General features: G+C 48.5%; 18 protein-coding genes. 4 read left to right on the top strand and 14 right to left on the bottom strand.

Annotated features, from left to right (window positions below; all coding sequences use genetic code 11):
- Window positions 1-82: 82 nt before the first annotated feature.
- Window positions 83-619, top strand: coding sequence for a CDP-alcohol phosphatidyltransferase family protein (locus KJS57_RS12790; protein ID WP_213655084.1), 537 nt, complete (start codon window positions 83-85; stop codon window positions 617-619).
- Between the two features lie 10 nt (window positions 620-629).
- On the opposite strand, the gene KJS57_RS12785 is transcribed toward KJS57_RS12790, so the two are convergent.
- Genes KJS57_RS12785 through KJS57_RS12775 form a run of 3 tightly spaced genes read right to left on the bottom strand, consistent with a single transcriptional unit; the run spans window position 630 to window position 2,886 of the window.
- A complete protein-coding gene (locus KJS57_RS12785; protein ID WP_213655083.1) occupies window positions 630-1,187 on the bottom strand; it encodes a GNAT family N-acetyltransferase in 558 nt (185 codons plus the stop codon).
- A gap of 22 nt (window positions 1,188-1,209) precedes the next feature.
- Window positions 1,210-1,698: a Cys-tRNA(Pro) deacylase gene (gene ybaK / locus KJS57_RS12780; protein WP_213655082.1), complete on the bottom strand. Its 489-nt coding sequence runs from the start codon at window positions 1,696-1,698 to the stop codon at window positions 1,210-1,212.
- 15 nt (window positions 1,699-1,713) lie between these two features.
- A complete protein-coding gene (locus tag KJS57_RS12775) occupies window positions 1,714-2,886 on the bottom strand; it encodes an alanyl-tRNA editing protein (protein ID WP_213655081.1) in 1,173 nt (390 codons plus the stop codon).
- 62 nt (window positions 2,887-2,948) lie between these two features.
- Here KJS57_RS12775 and KJS57_RS12770 point away from each other — a divergent pair, with 62 nt between their 5' ends.
- Window positions 2,949-3,878, top strand: coding sequence for an aminoglycoside phosphotransferase family protein (locus tag KJS57_RS12770; protein WP_213655080.1), 930 nt, complete (start codon window positions 2,949-2,951; stop codon window positions 3,876-3,878).
- Between the two features lie 40 nt (window positions 3,879-3,918).
- On the opposite strand, the gene KJS57_RS12765 is transcribed toward KJS57_RS12770, so the two are convergent.
- From KJS57_RS12765 to KJS57_RS12725, 9 genes are all read right to left on the bottom strand, one after another.
- Window positions 3,919-4,782 (bottom strand): carbohydrate ABC transporter permease, encoded by an 864-nt coding sequence (locus tag KJS57_RS12765; RefSeq protein WP_213655079.1) that lies wholly within the window; start codon window positions 4,780-4,782, stop codon window positions 3,919-3,921.
- A 13-nt stretch (window positions 4,783-4,795) separates the two neighbouring features.
- Window positions 4,796-5,680, bottom strand: coding sequence for a carbohydrate ABC transporter permease (locus KJS57_RS12760; RefSeq protein WP_213655078.1), 885 nt, complete (start codon window positions 5,678-5,680; stop codon window positions 4,796-4,798).
- 30 nt (window positions 5,681-5,710) lie between these two features.
- Window positions 5,711-7,033, bottom strand: coding sequence for an ABC transporter substrate-binding protein (locus KJS57_RS12755; RefSeq protein ID WP_213655077.1), 1,323 nt, complete (start codon window positions 7,031-7,033; stop codon window positions 5,711-5,713).
- Between the two features lie 169 nt (window positions 7,034-7,202).
- The gene (locus KJS57_RS12750; RefSeq protein ID WP_213655076.1) at window positions 7,203-8,405 is read right to left on the bottom strand and encodes a response regulator transcription factor; all 1,203 of its coding nucleotides are present in this window, start codon (window positions 8,403-8,405) and stop codon (window positions 7,203-7,205) included.
- Entirely contained in the window at window positions 8,363-10,075 is a 1,713-nt protein-coding gene (locus KJS57_RS12745; protein WP_213655075.1) for a sensor histidine kinase, read from the bottom strand. Before KJS57_RS12745 ends, KJS57_RS12750 begins: the two co-directional genes overlap by 43 nt.
- A gap of 140 nt (window positions 10,076-10,215) precedes the next feature.
- On the bottom strand, window positions 10,216-13,233 hold the full coding sequence (locus KJS57_RS12740) for a glycoside hydrolase family 2 TIM barrel-domain containing protein (RefSeq protein WP_213655074.1): 3,018 nt from the start codon (window positions 13,231-13,233) through the stop codon (window positions 10,216-10,218).
- Window positions 13,234-13,355: 122 nt separating this feature from the next.
- Window positions 13,356-14,507, bottom strand: coding sequence for a galactonate dehydratase (gene dgoD / locus KJS57_RS12735; protein WP_211020733.1), 1,152 nt, complete (start codon window positions 14,505-14,507; stop codon window positions 13,356-13,358).
- 12 nt (window positions 14,508-14,519) lie between these two features.
- Complete coding sequence (locus KJS57_RS12730; protein WP_213655073.1) at window positions 14,520-15,164, bottom strand: bifunctional 4-hydroxy-2-oxoglutarate aldolase/2-dehydro-3-deoxy-phosphogluconate aldolase; 645 nt, start codon at window positions 15,162-15,164, stop codon at window positions 14,520-14,522.
- An 11-nt stretch (window positions 15,165-15,175) separates the two neighbouring features.
- Window positions 15,176-16,129: a sugar kinase gene (locus KJS57_RS12725; RefSeq protein WP_213655072.1), complete on the bottom strand. Its 954-nt coding sequence runs from the start codon at window positions 16,127-16,129 to the stop codon at window positions 15,176-15,178.
- 286 nt (window positions 16,130-16,415) lie between these two features.
- Between KJS57_RS12725 and KJS57_RS12720 the strand changes: the two genes are divergently transcribed.
- Together KJS57_RS12720 and KJS57_RS12715 are read left to right on the top strand one after the other, a co-directional pair.
- The gene (locus KJS57_RS12720) at window positions 16,416-17,081 is read left to right on the top strand and encodes a FadR/GntR family transcriptional regulator (RefSeq protein WP_213655071.1); all 666 of its coding nucleotides are present in this window, start codon (window positions 16,416-16,418) and stop codon (window positions 17,079-17,081) included.
- 867 nt (window positions 17,082-17,948) lie between these two features.
- Window positions 17,949-21,428 carry a glycoside hydrolase family 2 TIM barrel-domain containing protein gene (locus KJS57_RS12715; protein WP_213655070.1) on the top strand — a complete coding sequence of 1,160 codons (3,480 nt, stop codon included), beginning with the start codon at window positions 17,949-17,951 and terminating at the stop codon, window positions 21,426-21,428.
- A gap of 95 nt (window positions 21,429-21,523) precedes the next feature.
- Here the strand turns inward: KJS57_RS12715 and splB are convergent, their stop codons facing one another.
- Both splB and KJS57_RS12705 read right to left on the bottom strand, forming a co-directional pair.
- Complete coding sequence (gene splB, locus KJS57_RS12710) at window positions 21,524-22,552, bottom strand: spore photoproduct lyase (protein ID WP_213655069.1); 1,029 nt, start codon at window positions 22,550-22,552, stop codon at window positions 21,524-21,526.
- Window positions 22,549-22,812: a transcriptional regulator SplA domain-containing protein gene (locus tag KJS57_RS12705; protein ID WP_211020740.1), complete on the bottom strand. Its 264-nt coding sequence runs from the start codon at window positions 22,810-22,812 to the stop codon at window positions 22,549-22,551. Before KJS57_RS12705 ends, splB begins: the two co-directional genes overlap by 4 nt.
- Between the last annotated feature and the right edge of the window lie 180 nt (window positions 22,813-22,992).

The raw sequence follows: 22,992 nt of genomic DNA, 5'->3' as shown, positions 1-22,992 counted from the left end.
AAAGACCCCTTATTCCTGGGGGCCGTTTCATTTAACGTAATCGCATTGGTTAGATCCCATCATTCCCAAAGGGGGAAGTCCGTTGAATCATGCGGCAAATCTCATTTCCATAAGCAGAATGATTCTAGTGATAACCTTGTTATTTTTGTTCAACCATCCCGGATTATTTGCGGTCATTTATTTCATGTCGGGGTTAAGCGACGTACTTGATGGAGCGGTTGCACGAAAAACGAATACGCAAAGTGAGCTGGGTGCAAGACTGGACACCATAGCGGATCTCATGCTGGTTGCCGTCATTATGGGATATTTGATCCTTCGGCACGGAACCGAAATTCTGCCATTCGTCCCCTGGGTCATCCTTATAACGCTCGTACGTTGCGTCAACTTAATTATAGCCGCCTGCAAATATCGATCGTTTGCCATCCTACATACTTGGGGGAATAAGTTGGCCGGATTGCTTCTTTTTCTAGGCCCGCCCTTGTTCCTAATCTCCCGCAACCCGGCCGTATTCTGGCCTGCTTGCATCGTAGCCTTACTATCCGCGCTGGAAGAAACCGCGGTTCATATAACATCCGCCCAGCTTAACGTAAACAGACGTAGTATTTTTATGAGGGATTAGAATCTTACGCTTACAACGTCTTCACCATATAAGCATAGGTATGATGGTGAATAACGATGTCTTTCTTGCGCTGAAATCCGAGTCGTTCGTAAAGCTTGCGCGCTTTAACATTATCTTCCTCGACATTCAGGGAGACGGTGGGATATCCTTGCTCCACGGCATGCTGAATCGCCGCTTGCAGCAGCTCCGTGCCGAAACCGCGGCCGCCGAACTCAGGACTTACGCTTACCGTATCGATATAGTAATCGTCGGGGTCCGCTTCAATATCCAAGGTAGCGGCCACTCCTCCGTTACTGTTCTCCAGGTGTTTCAGAATCGGGGCGTCAAGTGCCGGAGCGTCTTTGCCGTGATAAGCTACCACAATGCCTACCGGCTGCTCCCCGACTGTCTTAATCAGACAGTTCCGGTAGCTTAACCGGTTGATTTCCTCGCAGAAATACTTCTCCATTTGCTCCAAAACCTTGGACTTGTCGGATTCTCCCGTCAATGCGTCTGCGATATCATGGATCGCGTCAACCATAAGCACCGCAGCTTGGCTGCGGTCCTCCTTTTTTGCCGGTCTAATCATGTTGAATTGCACTTCCTTTGCCTTATTCGTTATCTGCTTCTTTAATCAGCGGCACAAAGCCCGCTTTTACCTGCTTGGCGAGTTGTATAGGATCAAGCTCCATCTGGGTGCCGATTCTTCCCGCGCTTACCGCCATTTTGTCCAAGCCTTCCGCGCTCGCGTCCAGGAAAGTGGGATAGAGCTTTTTCATCCCGACCGGCGAACAGCCGCCGCGGACGTAACCAGTCCATTTCAGCAGCTCTTTGACGGGCAGCATCTCCACTTTTTTCTCGCCGGCGGCTTTGGCCGCTTTTTTCAAATCCAGCTCCTCCGCTACCGGGATGACGAACACATAAATCTGGTTTCCCTGATGCGCCACCAGCGTCTTGAATACGGAGCCGGGGGGACGGCCGATTTTCTCGGCCACAGCAGTGCCGTGGATTTCTCCATCCCCGGGATCATATCCCAGAATACTGTAAGGAACGCCGGACTTGTCCAATATTCGCATAGCATTCGTTTTGCTCTCCGCCAATGTAACTCCTCCCTTTTAAACCGACCATCCTGTCTTGGCAAATTCATAAAAAGCTAAAGCCTCGTCCCAAGAGCCGAATCCCGCCTGCGCCAGTTTGTCGCTGCCGCCGCCTTTACCGTTATAGCCGCTGAGATGCTCTTTGAAAAACGCTCCGCAAGAAAACCCTTCATCTCCGCCGTAGGCCATTAAGACTTTATTGTCACCACCGGCTGCGAATAAAACGGGAACTTTGCTTTCAGCGGCTAACCTGGTCGCCAGGTTTTGCAAATCCTTCAGGCTACGATCTTCAAACACTTGCGCTATAAGGCCACCTTTCGACTGGGATAAAAGCTCTTTCAATACAAACTCGTCATTCTTCTCCCTTTGGGCGTTCAGTTCCCATTGAAGCTGCTTGTGCTCCTGCTCCCATTTGTCCAAACGATCCAAAATTCCATCTTTCCCGGTATTGAATTTCTGCGTCAACGCTGATAAAATCCGCTGACTCTCGTTAAATTCCTGCAAGGCCCGGTATCCACACAAGAAATAGATCCGTGTATTCCCCTTTTGGCGTTCCGCCTTCAGCAGCTTGATCATGCCGATCTCTCCTGTAGAAGATACATGTGTTCCGCCGCAGGCGTTATATTCCACATCTTTCATTTCAACGATTCTTATACCGCCGGTTACTTTCGGTTGTTTAACTAACGGCAGCCTTGCCGCTACCTCATCCGTTACAAAATAGCTTGTAATTTCATGATTGAGATAAATATGACGGTTTACTTCCCGTTCGAGAAGAGCAAGCCGCTCCGATGACAGCTCCGGGAGCTCAACATCGATGGTGGCGTAATCCACCCCCAGATGAAAGCTCAACGTTTGCGCCCCCAGCGTCACAAGGCAAGTCGCCGAAAGCAGATGCTGGCCGCTGTGCTGCTGCATATGGTCAAATCTCCGGTCCCAATTCAATCGGCATACGACCGATGTTTCCTCAGGCAGGCTCTCCACCTTATGCCAGATGATCTCGTCTTCCTTCGACACGTCCAATACGGGAATGCCCCCGATGGTCCCTTCATCGCAGGGTTGTCCTCCCCCATGCGGATAAAAAGCCGTCTCTTCCAGAGTTAAGTATATCCCGTCTTCTTTTTCTAAAACCGTATGGATGACGGTTTGCCATTCCGTTAAATAGGCTGAGTCGTAATAGAGTAGATTTGTCATTGAGCCTTTCTCCTTCATTATGATACTTTCATTGTATAACGATTAAGCGAGGTGCGCTGTAGATGTTTTTTAAAGAAACCCTGAACGGGACCGCTTCCTGGGGAAATATATTTACTTCCATTAAAGCTTTTGCCCCATTGACAAATGCCATATTCCACAAAGAAGGGCTAACGGTAAAGGAAGAGATTCAAAACCTGACCCCGGGGACCAACGCGGTGTTCAAAGCGGACCGGCTGGTCATCAAAATTTATGCGCCCAGGGAGAGCGGGTTCCATACGGAACAAGATTATTATACCGAACTTTCCGTAATGAAGTTCGCCATGGAACAAGGGATCTCTGTTCCTCGTATTATTGCCTTCGGTGAGATTGAAGATAAGTATTTGTTTCGCTATATAGTAATGGATTACGTGAATGCCAATGTGCCTTTGGAAACCGTACTGTCTTATCCTGAGGCGGACAAGAAGCAATTTGTGATGCGGTTATCCGAGATCACGTCGCGCTTAAATCAACCTTTTGATCAGCTCCCACCGCAACCCGATTTAAGGAACCATCTCTACCGCACCGAACGTATGAATGGATTACATCCCTCGTTGATTCAAGAGTTGGAGACTCGTGCTTCTGAACGGAATTATTCCGGCAAAGTGCTGGTTCACGGGGATATTACCAGGGATAACGTATTGCTCGATTCCCAAGGAACACTTACCTTGATTGACTTTGCGGATTGTATGATCGCTCCTGAAGATTATGAACTGCCTGCGATAATTTTCGAGCTCTTTTTAGGGGACGCGGAACTGGTTTCAGCATTCCTTGAAATTAAGGGTGCAGATAAAGAGGAATTTCTGGAGGAATTGATCAACGGTTTATCCATCCACTTATTTTGCGGGAATATATTAAAAGACAATTTTAATAGGCTTGGTATTCCGTTCACTTCCGTTAAAAATCTGGACGAGTTGAAGCAGCTTCTTCGAATACAATTATTTAATAGTAAATAAATAATCAAAATCCCCCTGAATCTCTTCAGGGGGATTTGCATTAGCCTTTAATTGCGCCGTCGATCATCCCGGCAATCAATTGCTTCTGGAAGATCAGTACGATGATTAGCAGCGGAAGTACGCTGATCACGGAACCGGCCATAATGAGATGGTATGGCGTGTTATTGCTGTCCTCAAGCGCTTTAAGAGCAACGGATAAGGTCATGTTTTCCTGGGATCTCAAAATAACGGATGGCCACAGGAAGTTATTCCATTGTTTTACGAACAGGATAATACCCAGACCGGCGAAGCCTGATCTTAAATTCGGCAGCACGATCTTACGGAAAATTTTGAATTCGTTGCAACCGTCGATCCGGGCGGCCTCCATCATCTCATCGGGAAGCGACATGCAGTATTGGCGCATGAAGAAGATCCCGAAAGCGTTGGCCAAATCCGGCAGAATCACGCCCCAAATGTTATCGATAAGATGCATGTTCTTGTAGATCGAGAACAAAGGAACCATGGTTGCTTCATGCGGGATCATGAGCGATGCCAGCACGAGTACGAACAAGAACTGTTTACCTTTAAACTTGTATTTGGCAAAGGCAAAACCGGCCAAGCTGCAAAAGATTAACGCGATTAATGTAGAAGTCGTAGATAACAAGAAGCTGTTCCAGGTAATGATTCCGAATTTCCGTTCCACAAACAGCTCCCTGAAATTCTCCCAATGCAGCGTCGACGGAATCCAGATCGGCGGATTCACAAAGATCTCGCTGATGTCTTTTAACGATGAACTGAACAGCCAGAACAACGGGAACAAAGTGAACAGGGAGACAACAGCCATCAGTACAAATGCTAGTGACGAGGACCAGATGTGTTTGCTGCCGGAAGTGCCGGCAGCCTTTAATTTAAGTGTTTTTTCCATAGTATCCTCCCGCCTACTCTTTATCGTCGAAGATACGCATTTGCAACAAAGAGATAACCATCATGAGAATAAAGAAGCAGACGGCGATGGAAGATGCGTAACCGAAATTGAAGTTTTGGAAGCTTTCTCTATACAGCATGAGCACCGGAGTCAAGGTCGAGTTCAACGGCCCGCCCTGGGTCAGAATGAACGGCTCAGTAAAGAGCGAGAACGTTCCGATCGTGGAGAGCACCGTACAGAACAACAGCATCTTTTTGACTAACGGAATCGTAATGAAGAAGAAGCTTTTGATTTTCGTGGCTCCGTCAACGTAAGCGGCTTCATACAAATCTTTCGAAATGTTCTGCAATCCGGTAAGAAGCAGCAGCATGTTGTAACCAAGCCAGCGGTACAGCACCATCATGGCAACGGAGAACCGAGCCCACCAAGGCGATTCCAGCCAAGGAATCGGATTGTCGATCAGGCCGATGCTTCTGAGCACGCTATTGACCAGGCCGTCCTGGGTGTTCAACAACAAGATGAAGACGAATGAAACGGCAACGACGGAGACGAAATTGGGAACAAACAGCGCCATCCTGAAAAAGCCTTTGCCTACCATCCAGTTGGAATTCAACATGGACGCCAGAATCAGTCCCACAAACAACATGATCGGAACATACATCAGAAAGATCAGCGTACTGTTCCACAGGGACAACCAGAAGTCGTTGTCGCTGAACAACTGAATATAATTTTCGAACCCAATAAACAACTTCTCACCGGATCCGTTCCAATCCGTTAAGCTGATATAGATCGAATACAGAATCGGATATAACGAGAAGACGAAGAACAAGATGAAATAGGGTGATATGTAGATGTAAGGAGCAACCAACATCTGCTTGTTTAACTTGGATGCTTTCATATCATTCCCTCCAATCCTATCAAGATGAGTTTAATTTCTCTTTGTTTTGCTGCGGAGCTCATCCGCCATGTCTTTCAGGGCTTTCTCCGAGCTGACTTTGTTCAGGAAGACCTTTGCCCACACATCGGTCATCAGCTTGTTGGCCATTGGGAAGTCGGATGTATACGCAAGCGGATAAGTGTTGGCAAGCGACTCGGCATATACTTTGCGGATCGGCTCTTTGTTGAAATATTCGGACGGATCCTCAAGAGACGCGTTATCGCTCAACAGCATCGCCGGGAACAATCCGGCTTCCGTCATCATTTTAACTTGGGACTCTTCGCTTCCCAGCATGAATTCAATGAACTGCCATGCCTCTTCCGGATGCTTGGAGTTCTTGTTGATCGCAAGGTTCGCTCCGCCCTGGTTCGCACCCGTATACTTATCATCCTTGGACCATTTCGGCATCAAAGTTACGGACCATTTGCCTTTATCCGCCGGAGAATATTGGTTTTCAATGATCGCATCGTGCCAGGAACCGCCTACAACAGTAGCGATTTTTCCGTCACGGATCGCATTTCCCCATGGATCGGTGTTTGCGCGGGCATCGAATACGAGTCCTTCGTTTTGCATTTTGATCAGGAAATCGGCGCTTTCCTTGATTTCCGGCGAATCGACGGCGACATTGCCTTCATCGTCGAAGTACCACAGTCCGCGCTGCCACATCATCGACTCGAACATCCGATTGCTGGAGTTCGTCTTGGAATCCCCGTACATCATCGCTCCCGTTTTGTCCTTGATCAATTTAGCAGCCTCGTAATAGTCGTCCCAAGTTTGAATCTCTTGGGCTACATCCGCAGGATCGGTTGGCAAGCCAGCCTGAGCGAACAAATCGTTGCGGTAGAACATTACGACCGGACCGCTATCCCACGGCATGGCGTACACTTTGTCGTCCTTCGTCGCATCTTCCCATTTATAGGCACTCATTTTGTCCTTGTAGGGAGCCACGCGATCGGTAATATCAAGCAAAGAATCGATCTGAACGATCTGGGACATATTGGTCGATTCCACGGTGATAATGTCCGGAACCGCATCTCCGGTACTCGAAGTAATCAAGTATTTGGAATACAAATCCGTTGATTTCATCGTCTGGAATTCGACTTCGATATTCGGATACTTGGCCTTGAAGGCGTCCATATTCAAATCCAGTCCGTCTTTTGCGGTCTCCCAAATCCAGACCACCAACTTCACCTTTTCGTTGCCTGTAGCGGGATCTTTGGAATCCGCCTTTTTGTTGTCCGAGGAGCAGGCTGCCGTCAGCAAAGAAACCAACAGACAAGTGATGAGTACGTACAATATCCGTTTTCTTTTCACGAATGATAACCCCCTGTGTCAATAAGATCGTTTGTTTACATGGTTTATAATAAATCTCTTGAAAAGGCTTTCACACCGACAGATGTTTGATTAAAGTGTCATCTTTTCCGATAAATAAAAAAATGCCCGGCCAAGCCAGGCGGCAGTGTCTATTTGTTTGATAAATCCGTCATTTTGTTTGCAGCCGGTATTGCCCGGGTGTAATCTCCGCCTGTTTCTTGAACCATTTGGAAAAATACTTCACGTCTTGAATTCCGATTTTTTCAGCAACCTCTTCGGTACGGATCGAAGCCACACTGAGCAACTCCTTCGCCCGTCTCAGCTTGCGTTCCGAAATAAAAGAAATGATGCTGCAGCCGGTCGCTTCTTTAAAAATCGTGCTGAAATAACTGCGGCTGACGCCGATCACCGCAGCGACATCCGCCGCCCGGATATCCTGATCCAGATGCTCGTCGATGAAATCGATGGCTTGTATGATATCTTCCTTGTGGGCCGTGCTGAACAATCGGGTGCTTTGTTCCACCTGACGGATCCGATGCAGCCGACTTAAGGCGTCCAGCCAACCTTCTGCGCTTGTAATGGGTTTGCTTTGACGCCACTCCAATTCACGTTCGTTGATCTTCAATTCTACCAGCTTGGACAAGACCTTGTCCGCAAGGTCCCTGCTGCAGGCAAGAAACGCGGTACCGTCGCCGAATTCAAGCAATTTCAGTTGACCAGGATAAGCGAGCGACAAATCCTCCCATCGTTTCAGTTGCGCTTCCGGCGAACTGTCCCTCCCGGAGGATTGGTAAATATGAATGAGAAATGAAGAAGTCAACATCCATTTCCAATCGTTCCGAAGTTGCTTCAGCAAAAGATCCCTGGCTGAATAACTTTGCTTGTCCAGCCATTCATTTAAGATCTCCTGCGTCCGATCCGGCGACTTTGCGTCCGGTTTCGGGGCGTCCTGATGGTTCAACATAGTTTCCTTATACTTCTGATAAATTAGATCCAGTGATTCATGGATATGATCGTCATCCATGTCGGTCTTGACGATATAATCGTGAATGTTTAATTGAATGCCGAGCCTCGCGTAGTTAAAATCCCGATGGCAGCTCAGGAACAGGATCGAGGTGTCCGGAGATTCTTTTCTGATGTTTTGCGCCAGTTCGATCCCGCTCATTTCCGGCATGACGATATCCGTAATCACAAGGTGGGGACGATGCTCCAGAAATTTTTGCCAGCCGATTCTTCCGTTCGGGGCGTCATCGCATACGGTCATCTGATGCCGTTCCCAATCGATGGTCATTCGAAGTCCTTTTCTCACCAGCTGTTCATCATCCACAATCAATACTTTGATAGGGAATTGGTTTCCGTTGTCTTTGGCCATATCAATGTCACCTTCGTTCCTTGATTTCTGATTGATTCTATGGATAATCCGTAAGCATCTCCGTAGTGGAGCTTAAATCGTTCATCGACATTCCGCAGGCCTAATCCGCCCCGTTTCCCGGGCACTTTCTGCCCTGAACCGATGAATTCCATATGTTCAGACGTAACTCCAACGCCATCGTCTTCCAGGATCATGTACAAAATATTCTTTTCCTCAAAAATCCTCATTTCAATATGGCCCTGCCCGTCCTGAAAACCGTGGAAAAATATATTTTCCAGCAAAGGCTGCAATACCATGCGCGGAATCAGGCAGTCTTCAAGCTCGGGCTGAACCTCAAAATGAAATGTAAAAGTATCCTCATAGCGGTAACGCTGAATCTCGATAAAATGCTTGGCGATGTCGAGCTCCTTCTGTAAAGGAAGAAGGGTTTGCTTGAAATTCAAACTTCCGTCCAGCACCACGATCAGATGTTGCAGCATTTTTTGGATGTCCGGCTGCCTGGCCAGTTTGGCTTTCCATTGAATCGAATTCAACGTATTGAACAGAAGATGCGGGTTGATTTGATAGTGCAAACTTTTCAATTCGGCGTCGCTCTTCAATTTTTCGGTCCTGCTGATCTCATGCACCAGTTCAACAAGCTGTTCCGTCATTTTGTTAAACGATTCGCTCAAAAAACCAAGCTCGTCCGAAGACATGACCGGTGTGCGGATCAACAGATCGCCTTCGCCGAAACGGCGCATGGAATGGGCCAATTTTTTGATAGGCATCGTAAAGCGGATCGAATAGAAGCTGGCCATAATGACACCGAGCAGGATGGCCAACGCGGCAATAAAAGCCGAATATCGCAAAATTACAGACGAGGACTCGTAAAAGGTGTCATATGGAACTCTTGCTTCCACCACCCAGCCTTCCGTATCAAGTACCCTCGACCAAACTTTATCGTCCTCCCGACTCACATAGTCCGATGTCGTATGCAACAGAACTTCACCGGATGCATCTGTAATCTGAAGATGAGACTTGGTGTCCTTTTCGAACGATTTGATTAGACCAAGCACTGTATCCGCTTTCATGTCGATCAATAATCGGCTTCCTTCCGGTAGCCCGAAGGACCTGTTTAACGGAACCACCATGCTGATCATATACTCGTTCGCGGGAGTCGAGTAATAGTCCGGGATATGAATCAATACATGCTTATTGTTATATTTCGAAATATCGGACCAGAATGAGGATGATTCCAGACTTTCCGCGTTAATGAGATTGTTTCCGATCACTCTGCCCGAAGGCGTAATTACCGCCACTTTGAAAATATTCGTGCTCTCCAGGGACATGATGTAATTCTGGAAATCCCTCTCCTCCACGTATTGCTCATAAGTGGTCGGGACTTCATCCCCTACGATGATTGAAGAAGCGATTAAATAGGACAAAATGTTGCCGGTCATGTCATCCATCTGCTTGAGATTGCCGTCAACATGCAGCTTAAGCTGATCCACTGCATAAATTACGTAGCTGCCGAACTGGGAATTAACGACCTTCGACGACTGATGAAAAGAAAAATACCCGAGCGCCCCTACCGGCAGCGTGGCCACGATGAAGAATGCCAGCATGAGCTTGGTTCTGACGGTGCCGGCTTTTCTAATGCGCGAAACCATCCTCTCAATAATATGCTTCATGTTATACCTCTTCTGACTTCGATTATGAGAGTTAGTTACTAGGAACTGAATTCTTCACAGTATATCAAAACAGAAATGAAATTTGAAGAAATGGTGCCCCTAAAATCTCGCAATGAGGGAGCACCATTATATGGTAATATCTAATCTTCTTTAAATAGTGGCATGATGTTCAGCTCGAAGGTGAACTGCTTCTCATCCAGCCGGTAAGCCTCCAGCAATTCCGGTCCGCAAGAATTGGAACCTACGCCGCTCATCTTGTAATCCAGATGGAGTATCGTTTCATCCCGGCGAACAAGCTCGTAATCATGCTGTGCCAAGGTTAAATCCTCCAGCGTATAATGACTCGCATTGAACGAGAATGGCCGATTGCTCGTGAATTTCAAACCCATGCCCTGCTCGTTCGTTGCGATGACCCAATCGGTGTTATCGTGCGAGCCGTTTTCCTGTGGCATGATGTACGGCGTAAACAACTCGTCCACTGTTGTCAGGTATTTGCCCTTGAGCGTGCTTTGGCTTTTATCTATATAACTCTCATGAGGGCCGTTTCCGAAATACTCCACTTCCTCGGTACCCGCCGGCATCGCAACCTGCAAGCCAAACCGGGGTAGAAACAACAGATCTTCGCGCACGGTAACTTCCGTCTTCAGGCTGATTTCCCCGTTGCCGGTTACCCGCCAGTAGGCTACGCCGTGCAATAACGGCGGTTTGATATATCCACCAAGGGAATAAGCTACCCTAATTTGTATGGAGTTCTCTTCTCGCTCGGTCACAACCGCTTCATAAATATGAGGCAGCGCGCGGTCATAACCCTCTTCCATCCACTGCCGTTTCACTTTGCGGTCATTGTCCGTCGGAGCTCTCCAAATATTGAAGCCCAAAGGTTTGCCGATCATTTCAACCCCGTGTCTCGTAATGGAGGTAAAGCTTCCCTTATAGAGATCAAACACATGGCGGAAATCAAATCCATCGATTGTCAGCAAATTATCTTCTTCCGTAATCCGTAGTGGTTGACCATCAATTGCGGATTTGGCTTCAGCGGCTTTCCGGATTTCCACCGGCAGTCTGAATTGTTCGGAAATCACTTCGTGTCCGACCTCGGACCAGAGCGTTTTTTCCCGCAGGCGGAAAGTCACGGTGAGGTAAAAGGCTTGCTCCGAAAATTCCGGTAAATCATAATCTAGCTTCACTAGCTGCGAGGTGTGCGGCGCAACTCCGCTTACCAACGTTTGACCCTGACTGAACAGTTCCCCTTCTTTTTCAATCGTCCAATGTAACGTAAGATGACCGAGGTCCACAAAGTCATACAGATTGGTTATCCGGAGGGACCCGGCAGCCAGATCGTCTGCTTCTACCCTGATTGGAGCGATCACTTTCTTGAGTTCCAGCAATCCCGGATGAGGAACCCGGTCGGGAGAAACAAGTCCGTCGATACAGAAATTGCCGTCATTCGGCTGATCCCCGAAATCTCCCCCATACGCATAATACGGCGTTCCTTGAGCGTTCTTCGTCAGGATGCCATGATCGCTCCATTCCCAGACGCAGCCGCCCATCAACTTGGGATACTTATAAATGACGTCCCAGTAATCCTTTAAATCCCCTGGTCCGTTGCCCATCGCATGACTATACTCGCACATAAACATAGGTTTGGTGCTGTTCTCATCCTTCGCGTAAGCTTCGATGTAGGCCGGCGAGGAGTACATCCGGCTTTCCATGTCCAACACTTCCGTATCCGGGCTTCCCAGGTGCCGGGGATCGGAGCCTTCGTAATGAACCGGCCGGGAAGCGTCCCTGGACTTGGTCCATCTCGCCATCGCCATATGATTCACGTCGTAGCCGGATTCGTTCCCCATCGACCAGATAATGACCGAAGGATGGTTTTTGTCACGCTCCACCATGCGTACGGCGCGTTCGACGAAGACATGCTCCCATTCCGGAAGGCGGGTCAGCATATTGAAATTCCCGATCGCATGAAACACCCCGTGGCATTCGAGGTCCGCTTCATCAATGACGTAAAAACCGAACTGATTGCACAGCTCCAGAAAACGCGGATCATTCGGGTAGTGGGACGCCCGGATCGTATTGATATTGTGCAGCTTCATCAGCTTCAGGTCCTTGATCATATGATTGATCGGAACCGTCTGTCCAAGTACAGGGTGGGAATCATGCCGGTTGACCCCTTTTAGCTTGACGGCCGTTCCATTAATCATGAAGACCCCGTCAACGATTTCAACCTTCCTGAATCCGACCTCAAAGTGCATTACCTCATCCGCGGCCGTAATGTAAAGATGGTATAGATACGGGGTCTCGGCACTCCACAGATTAGGTTGATCTACTGGAAGGGTTACGCATCCTTCTCCTACAACGGTTACGGTTTCCGTATGCAGCAGCACACCGTCCGCATCGGTAAGCTCGATTCTGGCATCAGCCTGACCGGCAGCCGTGAGCTCGCAAGTCACCGTTCCGGATCCGAAATCTTGGTCCAGCTCCACGCGGTTGAACACATCGACGATATGCTCGGGGCTGCGGGCCAGCAAGTACACATCCCGGAAAATGCCCGAGAATCTCCACAAATCTTGATCCTCTATATAGGAGCCGTCGCACCATTTCAACACCATAACCGCAATTTTATTGCTACCCGTATGAACGTAAGGGGAAATATCGAATTCGGCCGGCACGCGGCTGCCTTGGCTGTAGCCGACCCAGATGCCATTTACCCATAAATAAAAGCAAGAGTTTACGCCTTCAAAAACGATGTATTTGCTTTTGTCCTCCCATGCGCCGGAGATATTGAACTCACGAACATACAAGCCGGTGGGATTGTCATTCGGCACATACGGCGGATCGCAAGGAAACGGGTAATTGACGTTCGTATAATGGAGCTGATCGTATCCATTGACCTGCCAACAGGAAGGAACGATCAAGTCGTCCCAATCACTGACATCGGCATCGATCCGGTAAAAGGCATCGTCTACTTGCCGGACGGACTCCTTGTATTTGAACTTCCAGTTCCCGTTCAATGTCCGATAATAAGGGGAATCCCCCCGCTTTTGCTTGCGGGAAGATTCTGCATCTGCATAAGGAATATAGTAAGCCCTGGGAGCTTCACGGTTTTTCTCTAGTACGCTCAGATCTTCCCAGTATTTTGGAATCTGGATCATTTTGGTTCTCCCCTCCGAGAAAGTACTTTGAATGGTTTTATTGTATAAGAAATGTAAGGGCTCTCAAACCGACTCTTGTCCGATTACGGGGTCATTTTGTTTGATTCCGTGCAGGGTGCCTCTTACCATTCCGCTACCGATCCGTCCTGGTGTCTCCAAACCGGGTTTCTCCACCGGTGAGGCGCTTCTTGCGCCATTTTGATCACATACTCTTCATTGACGGTAATACCCAGCCCGGGTCCTTGAGGAATTTTCACAAACCCGTCGTCATAGGAGAACACGCCGGGATCCACGATATAATCCAGCAAATCGTTGCCCGCATTGTAATGAATCCCAAGACTCTGTTCCTGAATGACCGCATTGTGCGCCGTCGCGTCCACCTGTAAGCAGGCAGCCAGCGCAATCGGTCCCAACGGGCAATGCGGTGCGACGGCAACGTCGTAAGCTTCCGCCATGGCAAAGATTTTCTTGCACTCCGTAATCCCGCCCGCATGCGACAAATCCGGCTGAATGATATCGACATATCCGTCTTGCAACAGCGTTTTAAAATCCCAGCGGGAGAACATTCTCTCCCCGGTAGCGATCGGGGTGCTGGTGTGATTGGCGATTTCGCGAAGCGCTTCGTTGTTCTCCGGAAGCACCGGTTCTTCGATGAACATGAGCCGGTAAGGCTCCAGCGCTTTTGCCAATACTTTGGCCATAGGCTTATGGACGCGTCCGTGAAAATCGACGCCGATTCCGAAATCCGGCCCTGTCGCCGTCCGAATGGCAGCAACCCTCTCCACGACCTGATCCACTTTGGAATAGCTGTCGATATACTGCAATTCTTCGGTGGCATTCATTTTGATCGCCGTAAAACCTGCGTTCTGTTTGTCCAAGGCTGCTAGACCCACATCGGTCGGACGATCCCCGCCGATCCACGAGTATACGCGCATGGAATCCCGGCAAGCGCCGCCTAACAATTGATGGATGGGCGCATTAAACGCCTTTCCTTTGATATCCCATAAAGCCTGGTCGATCCCGGCGATCGCGCTCATCAGGATAGGTCCCCCGCGGTAAAATCCGCTCCGGTACATGACTTGCCAATGATCTTCGATACGCAACGGATCTTTGCCGATCAGGTAATCCATTAATTCGTCAACCGCAGCCTGCACCGTATGTGCTTTCCCTTCGATTACAGGCTCTCCCCAGCCCACAATGCCCTCATCGGTTTCGATCTTCAAAAACAGCCAACGCGGCGGTACGATATAAGTGCTAAACTTTGTAATTTTCACGGTTGATCTCTCCTATTCTCTTGCTTGATGAATCGCTTGAATGAACTGCTCTGCACGCTTGGTGATATCGTCATACCGTTCTTCTTCCATGGATTTCTTGTCGAGCAGCGAGCTGCCTAGCCCTACCGCAACTGCGCCCGCCTGAATGAACTGTGCCACATTGTCCAATGTGACCCCGCCCGTCGGCATCATCGGAATATGGCCAAGCGGCGCCGAAAGTTCCTTGATATAATTGACGCCAAGTGAAGACCCCGGGAAAATTTTGAGCAGGTCCGCACCTAAGCGGTGCCCCTTCACGATCTCAGTCGGCGTCATCACGCCCGGAATGGAAATCACCTCATGGTGGATCGTGGCTTTTATCGTTTCTTCATCCAAAATAGGCGAAAAAATAAATTGCGCGCCGGCTTCAATCGCCTTCTCGGCGGTTTCGGCGTCCAGAACGGTGCCTGCACCTACCAAAACCTCTTCCCCGTATCTTTCATTTAACAAAGAGATCAGTTCAAATGCCCTGTCGCTATCCATCGTGATCTCCAGCGCTTTGACTCCGCCCGCAACAAGCGCATCCGTTATGCGAACGGCCCTTTCATAAGGTGGTCTGCGCACAACGGCAACAACGCCGGAATCCTTAAGCAGCCTTAACTTCTCTTGTTTATTCATTTCGTCACTCCTTAACGTTGAACGTTTTGATAACCCGTTTGCCCGGACAACATCGCTTGAAGCTCTTCTTCATTGGGAAGGCCTTCGGTGTCGCCTTGGACCCCAACAACAATAGCTCCCACGGCGTTCGCTCTTGTAACAGACATTGCCAAACTGTCATTACGCAGCAGTCCGCTAATAAATCCGGCAGCGAACCCGTCGCCGGCTCCCACGGGATCGATCTCCTGAACGGGAATGGCTGGCACATGTCCTCTCTCCGTCAGTGACTGATAATACGCTCCATCCTTGCCCAGCTTTACGACAACTGCCTTAGATCCAAGCTTAAGAAAAAATTCGGCAATTTCCTTCGCTCGAGGCCGTCCTGTCAGGAACTCGCCTTCGTCCAATCCGGGAAGGATGTAGTCGGCCCTAGCCGCCAGTTCTAGCAGTCTGGATTTCGCCGTATCGCGATCCCACAGCTTCCACCTGATATTGGGATCGAACACAATGCTCACCTGATTGCGCTTGGCAACATCCATCGCATGCTTCGTCAGCTCAAAACAGCTTTCGCTCAGAGCCGGAGTGATCCCGGTAACATGCAAAATTTTTGCCTGGGTAAGGTAGGATTCATCCAAATCGTCATTAGTCATCAAACTGGCGGCAGACCCTTGGCGATAATAGTAAACCTTCGTTTTTCCGCCGCGTCCGCGCTCTTTGAAGAACACGGCCGTCGGGGCTGCGTCGGTATATGTACAACGCGACGTATCCACGCCTTGGCCACGAACGCTCTGCAAGATATATCGTCCAAAGGCGTCCTGGCCGAGCTTGCTGAACCAGCCAGTGGAATGGCCCAATCTTGCCAGCCCGATCGCCACATTCGATTCGGCTCCAGCCATCTGTTTATGAAACTGGTGAACATACTCCAGCGGCAGTTCCTGGTCTCCGCTAAACAGGACCATCGATTCTCCGAAAGTTACAACCTCCATCCAACGTCCTCCTTTGTACAAGCAACTGGTGGTTTGCTTAACTACCTCGAGAAATTGATCGCATCTATATTAGTTTATTAATTTAAAACCTCATATAGAACCGATCTATTTTTAGAGATACAGCATAAATAGTATCAATTTGACTACATTAAACAAAATAGATACTATGTTTATGGTGGTATCATAGTATCTATATTCTTGGTTGTCAATATCGTTTTCATTAGCAGGTATAGGTATGGCTATGATAGAATGAGGATGATATCAGAACTTACAGGGGACGCCGATGATGAAAAAAAGTACGTTCACAACGACGATAGATTTGCTAAAAAAGAAAATCGTAGACGGAGAATGGCCACCCGGGTCAAGAATTCCCACGCTTCAGCAGATTTCCAAGGAATTGGAGGTTAGCGTCACTACCGTCAGAGAGGCTTTGAGGGCGCTTGAAAGTCAGGGAAATGTGAGCATTGAACATGGCCGGGGGATGTATGTCAGAAATGATCCGTTATTGTTAGAGGACCCTACGGCAAATCTGAAAGAACTCGGGGATATTTCACTCGTCAAGCTACTGGAGGCAAGGCTGTTGATCGAGCCGGAACTGGCCGCGTTGAGCGCCGAACGGGCCACACATGCTGAGGCCAGTCAGCTTCGGGAATTGGCCGATTCCATGGTGCTTCAGATGGAAGACGGAGGTCCGTTTCTGGATACGGATCTGTCTTTTCACCGGTTAATTGCCGAGTCGGCCCAGCATCCCGTACTGCTGCGGATGATGGAATCGATTTATCCCTTATTGGCGGAAGGACGCAAGCAAACCAATACCTTGCCGCATATGAGGACCAAAGCTTCCAATTACCACATCCTGATCGCCATCGCGATCGAAGAGCGGCAACCGGAGCAAGCTAAACAACTAATGTATTATCATATTAATGACATGCTTCAGGCTTTAAGAAAATAATTGCGTCAAAAACGCGTAAATCCCTGCTAGCCTTCGCTACCAGGGATTTACGTATTGAAATTGCTATTCAATTCAATCCATTCCTCCACCAACAATCCATATCCACGACATGGCAATTGTTCAATTTTCGATTTCCCTAGATACTCCACCTTTGGAGTAATGATCCATGTCCTGCATATAGGGGTAAATTCCCGCGTACACGATCTTCACGAGCAACGTTTTCACGGACGTTACTCCTAGAGTGAACCATCGTATCCGTACGCTTCGCTAACCGTTTGCATCGGAATCGCGCTCCTTCTTGGCAAGCTTATTCCTTGCTTTGAATGGCATTTCCTATTTCTTGGCTCCTGGTTTGCTTGGGTTCCCACATACCAACGATCTGCTAAAAGACGTTGTCACTTCCGTCTTCCGTTCAATTGCAGCCGATTCCGGTATGCTTCGCTTACCTAGATCATCGGGACTCTCTCCTCTCTGAAATCCATCTCTTCATTCAAGGTAGAGCTTATCACCTGTGGCTCCGCCAACCTGCGGTTCCTTTTGGTGATGTCTATATCATAACGCACTCCCCTAAAAAGTTAAACTTTCATAACTTGGACTATATTGGAATTATAGCCGCTATTTCTTTTTTTCCTTCACCCACCCTCCTCTTTCGAACAATTTCTCCGCTTTATTTCATCTTCTTAAGGTATCCGGGAAATTTGCTTGCTGTCCTTCATCAAACCGATCACTTTGCCGCAAGAAAACTCCCGGTTCACAACATAAATACATCGACAAGCTATCGGAAGTGTGCAATTATATGATCGAGTATGGCATTCATACCCTTCGGTAATTCATGTCTTATTTCATATCACAAAGGAGTATATGCGCATGAGTCAGAAGACAAAATTTAATAATGACTGGTTTTTTGCCAAACAACCGCTACATACAGGATTTGCAGATGCCACTAAAGACAGTGTGGTTTGGGAGCCGGTAACTCTGCCCCATGACTGGCTGATTTACGACGCTAACAATTTATACGAAGACGGCGAAGGCTGGTACCGAAAACTACTGCATCTGGACAAAATTGAACCGGGTACCCGCTTGTCTCTTCGTTTTGAAGGCGTTTACATGAATTCCTCGCTCTATGTTAACGGCCGCCTTGCAGGCACATGGAAATATGGTTACTCTACCTTCGAACTGGACATTACACCTTATCTATCGGCAGGTCCTAACGAAATCCATGTCCAAGTTATCCATGAGGCTCCCAACTCCCGCTGGTATTCGGGGGCGGGAATTTACCGGAACGTCTGGTTGAAAACTTACCCGGATACCCACCTTGTTGCGGATGGTATCTATATCGCGGCGAGAAAAGTAGAGAGAGCGTGGCACGTTGAAGTAGAAACCGAAATCCATGCGGGTATGATGTTGAAATCCGCATCTCATTATAAGTTGCGCCATAGCATACTGGATGATTCGGGATGTATGATCGCCCAAACGGAAAACGATTTCCAACCTCTTCAAGATGGGATTGTAAACACCCCTTCTCTTCTCGAAGTCGCTGACCCCGAACTTTGGGATATTGATCGTCCTTATAGATACGTCCTCAAAACGGAGCTAATCGCGGACGGTTGCCTCATCGATGAAGAAGTGCAAAGCTTCGGTTTCCGGAGCATGAAGTTTGACAGCCAGCAAGGTTTCTTCCTGAACGGCCGCAAGGTCAAAATTCACGGTGTTTGCCAGCACCACGATTTGGGCTGTCTCGGTGCCGCTGTCAATAAAGCGGCTTTACGAAGACAGATCGTCCTCCTTCAGGAGATGGGCGTAAATGCAATACGTACCGCCCACAATATGCCTGCCGTGGAACTGATGGAGCTGGCCGACGAAATGGGCATCCTCATCGTCTCGGAAGCGTTCGATATGTGGGAGCGGAAGAAAACTACTTATGACTATGCGAGATTCTTCCCGGAATGGTGGAAAAAAGACGTGGCCAGCTGGGTGCGGCGGGATCGGAACCGCCCCTGCCTCTTGATGTGGAGCATCGGAAATGAGATTTACGATACCCATGCCGATGAACGCGGTCAGGAGCTGACTCGGCAGCTAAGAGACGAAGTCCTGCTTCATGATCCTAAATCCAATGCAGTCGTAACGATCGGTTCCAATTTTATGCCTTGGGAAAACGCCCAAAAATGCGCCGATCTCGTCAAGTTTGCGGGGTATAACTATGCGGAGAAATACTATGAGCAGCATCATGCGGAGCACCCTGACTGGATTATCTATGGAAGCGAGACTTCCTCAACGGTTCAAAGCAGAGGGATCTATCACTTTCCGTTTGCGCAATCCATGTTGTCGGATGACGACGAGCAATGCTCTTCCTTGGGGAACAGCTCCACCAGTTGGGGAGCAAAAAGCACGGAAACCTGCATCATTGCCGATCGGGATGCTGCCTTCTCTCCCGGACAGTTTTTATGGACCGGGTTTGACTATATCGGTGAACCAACCCCCTATCACACCAAGAACTCGTATTTCGGGCAACTGGACACGGCGGGCTTCAAGAAGGATTCTTTTTACATCTACCAAGCGGAATGGAGAGATTATAAAGCAAACCCTATGATTCATGTCTTCCCTTATTGGGATTTCTCCGAGGGGCAGCTTATCGATGTAAGAGTCTGCTCCAATGCTCCTAAAATTGAACTCTTTTTAAACGGAGAATCGCTAGGAACCAGAGATATTGATCACGCTCACGGACAGCAGCTGTTGGGAGAATGGCAAATTCCATACACCAAAGGTGATCTCAGGGCGGTTACCTACGATGAGAATGGCGCTCAGATTGCCGAGGATGTGAAATCATCTTTCGGGGATGCCGTTGTGATTGCCATGGAAACAGACAAAGCGACGATCACGGCGGACGGTTCCGACCTCGTATTTGTTGAAATCTCGGTTAAAGATGAAGCCGGTCATCCCGTAGAAAACGCAAATAACCGGGTTCACCTGACGGTGGAAGGACCTGGCCGGCTGGTGGGTTTGGATAACGGGGACAGCACCGACTACGACTCCTATAAAGGATCAAACCGCCGGTTGTTTAGCGGTAAACTCCTTGCCGTCATTGCGGCCAACATGGAGAGCGGCACCATTAAAGTTCGGGCAAAATCCAAAGGATTGCTGCCGTGCGAGATTACATTGGAATCGATTCCTGCGCAACCGACCAGCAGTCAGTCGGAAATTCTAACGCTTTATGGTTTTGCCCCTGCGGCCACTCAGCTTGAGGAAACGGAATCGGCTACTCAGAAACGGGATTCAGATGAAGTTCCAATCCGCAAGCTGGAGATTATCTGCCCCGAAGGGAACCGTCTGCACAAAGACAAAAATACGCTGCCGGTTCGGGTACAGCTCCATCCCGCCGATGTCACTTATCGGGAAGTGGAATGGCGCGTCACGAACGCGGCGGGCGTCGATACCAACATCGCATCCCTGCAAGTAAACGGACACGAAGCGGTATTAACGGCTTTGGGGGACGGAGATATTTATCTTCGCTGCGGAACCAGAAACGGTGCTGACGCCATCCGGTTATATTCAGTGATGGAATTCCATATCGACGGTTTGGGGCAAGCGCACACGAATCCTTATGAGTTCGTTTCTGCCGGGTTACACAGCGATGCCAGCCGGAATTTGACGAACGGCAATGATCGGGGTGTCGCTACATCCCGCGACGATGAAAGCTGGATCTGTTTTGACAACATAAATTTTGGCAGCTTTGGCTCGGATGAAATCACGCTGCCTATCTTCTCTCTGGATAGCGAGGAGTTTCCAATCGAAATCTGGAAAGGTCATCCGGATGAAGCGGATGCTTCATTGCTAACGGTGGTTACCTATCAACGGCCATCCATTTGGAACGTTTATCAGGAAGAGACTTACCGGTTACCGAAACGATTGAATGGGGTCACCTCCCTCTGTTTCGTGTTACGCCGGAAAATCCATCTGAAAGGCTTTCAGTTCAAACACCCGGACAAAGCGTTTCAAAGGCTGAACGCGCTGGACAATAACGACATCTATGGAGACTCCTATACAATTACACCGGATGCCACCACCAATATAGGCAACAACGTTTCACTGGTCTATATTGATATGGATTTTGGTGAGACCGGCGCCACGAAACTTGTGATCAGCGGACATTCTCCACTCGACAAGAATACGCTGCATATCTTGTTCCAGGGTGCGGATGGGGAATCACGACAGATCGTGGAGTTTGCCTACTCCGAGGATTATTGCGAGAGGGAATTCACGCTTGAGCGGATCACTGGCGTTCAAACGGTGACTTTTGTATTCTTGCCCGGAAGCCAGTTCGACTTTAAATGGTTCCAATTTATCTAGAGACTTAAAAAAGGCTGCTTCTCATACAGAGAACAGCCCTTTTTTTATATGCAACCCTTTGCTCTTCCTCATCAGCCCGGACATCCAAGTCCTCATCAAGTAAAGTATTCCAGTTTTGCCTTAGGAAAAAACTTCTCCATATCGCTATAAAGATGACTTTTCAGGTCCTCTTCTTCCTCTTTCTGATAGATGTATTTCCCGATACCATATTTACCCCATTTATATCTTCTCTTCTCTTCATCCAGCTCCAGCTTGGTCATTGGATAGTTCTTCTCAATTACCCGCTTTGCGGGTTTGGTAAAGCGGTGCTGAATGAATTCAAACGTAATATCGTCCCGCGCATCGGTAGGCAATTCGGCATCAAGGCGTTCAAACATATGGCGATAACCTTGCTCCCATCCTTCGTGAATATAAATCGGAGCAACAATGAATCCCAGCGGGTAACCGGCTCTTGCAACCTTCCCGGCAGCCTCAATTCTTTTTTCCAAAGGCGAGGTCCCAGGTTCAAAGTTCTTAATCACATAGTCAGCATTGACGCTAAAGCGGAATCTCGTTTTTCCCTGGTGCTTCGCATCCAGCAAATGATCCACATGGTGGAACTTTGTCACGAACCTCAATTTCCCGTAGGAGGAATTGCCAAAATGCTCGATAGCCCGTTTTAAGGTGTGGGTTAAGTGATCGATTCCTACAATGTCGGAAGTACAGGCCGCCTCGAAGCGTGTGAATTCGGGTGCACGTTCCTCCATGTATTTGTCGGCGGCCTCCAAAATTTCTTCCACGTTGACATAGGTGCGGATGTACGGCTTGCTCCCCATGGTCGTCTGCAAATAGCAGTAATGACAATGACCCATGCAGCCTGTGGCAAATGGGATGGCGTATTCGGCCGACGGCTTGGAGGTGTCGAACTTCAGCGTCTTCCGGATTCCGACAACCAGCGTCGATTTGGCCACCCGGTATCTTTGAAAATCATTGTCCCCCGGAAGATTCCTCACTTGGTTATGCGAGGTCGTATAGCGAATTTCGACGTCCATATTAGAGAATTTCTCAAGCAATTGTTTGCCCAACGGATATTCTAAGGCGTCCGGTTCAAAATACACCAGCTTCGGCATAAACGGGTTGATCATTCCAGGGTCTCCTCCGGTGCGTTACCAAAGTAATGGTCGTATGCTTGCTCCGCTTCGCCGGCCGTAGCATAGACAGCCATCTCCTGAGTCAGTGGATAATATGTTTCATAAAGAAACACGGCGAGCTCACCGGGTTGCTCCGGATGATTCACAACGGCGGCCTCCTGTATATTAGCAACATCCTGGGTATGCGGGTTGCGATAAAAGACATAAACGATGTCCCCAGCCTGGTAGGTTCCGTGATCGCGATACAATTCCATTAGTTGTTCACTCTCTTTCCTTATAGCAGCATAAATTAAATATTCCCCCAAGCCTCTAAACTTATGTTTCTTAATAAAGTAAAAAGGAAAAGCCATGAACCTTAACCGTTGTGGTCAAAGTTCATGGCTAATTGATATTGAAAGCGATGCTTGCGCCCTGAAAATCAGGGAATATCTTAA

This window comes from Paenibacillus vini, assembly GCF_018403325.1.
GTDB classification, from domain to species: Bacteria; Bacillota; Bacilli; order Paenibacillales; family Paenibacillaceae; genus Fontibacillus; species Fontibacillus vini.
The sequence above is the reverse complement of the archived record's forward strand: the minus strand, read 5'-3'. Positions and strand labels throughout refer to the sequence as shown.

What these genes read in the sequence shown, in the direction of transcription:
- KJS57_RS12715 (WP_213655070.1), top strand. Translation starts at nt 17,949, where the DNA reads ATGAGTCAGAAGACAAAATTTAATAATGACTGGTTTTTTGCCAAACAA.
- KJS57_RS12745 (WP_213655075.1), bottom strand. Translation starts at nt 10,075, where the DNA reads ATGAAGCATATTATTGAGAGGATGGTTTCGCGCATTAGAAAAGCCGGC.
- KJS57_RS12760 (WP_213655078.1), bottom strand. Translation starts at nt 5,680, where the DNA reads ATGAAAGCATCCAAGTTAAACAAGCAGATGTTGGTTGCTCCTTACATC.
- KJS57_RS12740 (WP_213655074.1), bottom strand. Translation starts at nt 13,233, where the DNA reads ATGATCCAGATTCCAAAATACTGGGAAGATCTGAGCGTACTAGAGAAA.
- KJS57_RS12785 (WP_213655083.1), bottom strand. Translation starts at nt 1,187, where the DNA reads ATGATTAGACCGGCAAAAAAGGAGGACCGCAGCCAAGCTGCGGTGCTT.
- splB (WP_213655069.1), bottom strand. Translation starts at nt 22,552, where the DNA reads ATGATCAACCCGTTTATGCCGAAGCTGGTGTATTTTGAACCGGACGCC.
- KJS57_RS12765 (WP_213655079.1), bottom strand. Translation starts at nt 4,782, where the DNA reads ATGGAAAAAACACTTAAATTAAAGGCTGCCGGCACTTCCGGCAGCAAA.
- KJS57_RS12725 (WP_213655072.1), bottom strand. Translation starts at nt 16,129, where the DNA reads ATGGAGGTTGTAACTTTCGGAGAATCGATGGTCCTGTTTAGCGGAGAC.
- KJS57_RS12705 (WP_211020740.1), bottom strand. Translation starts at nt 22,812, where the DNA reads ATGGAATTGTATCGCGATCACGGAACCTACCAGGCTGGGGACATCGTT.
- KJS57_RS12770 (WP_213655080.1), top strand. Translation starts at nt 2,949, where the DNA reads ATGTTTTTTAAAGAAACCCTGAACGGGACCGCTTCCTGGGGAAATATA.
- KJS57_RS12720 (WP_213655071.1), top strand. Translation starts at nt 16,416, where the DNA reads ATGAAAAAAAGTACGTTCACAACGACGATAGATTTGCTAAAAAAGAAA.
- KJS57_RS12730 (WP_213655073.1), bottom strand. Translation starts at nt 15,164, where the DNA reads ATGAATAAACAAGAGAAGTTAAGGCTGCTTAAGGATTCCGGCGTTGTT.
- KJS57_RS12750 (WP_213655076.1), bottom strand. Translation starts at nt 8,405, where the DNA reads ATGGCCAAAGACAACGGAAACCAATTCCCTATCAAAGTATTGATTGTG.
- KJS57_RS12775 (WP_213655081.1), bottom strand. Translation starts at nt 2,886, where the DNA reads ATGACAAATCTACTCTATTACGACTCAGCCTATTTAACGGAATGGCAA.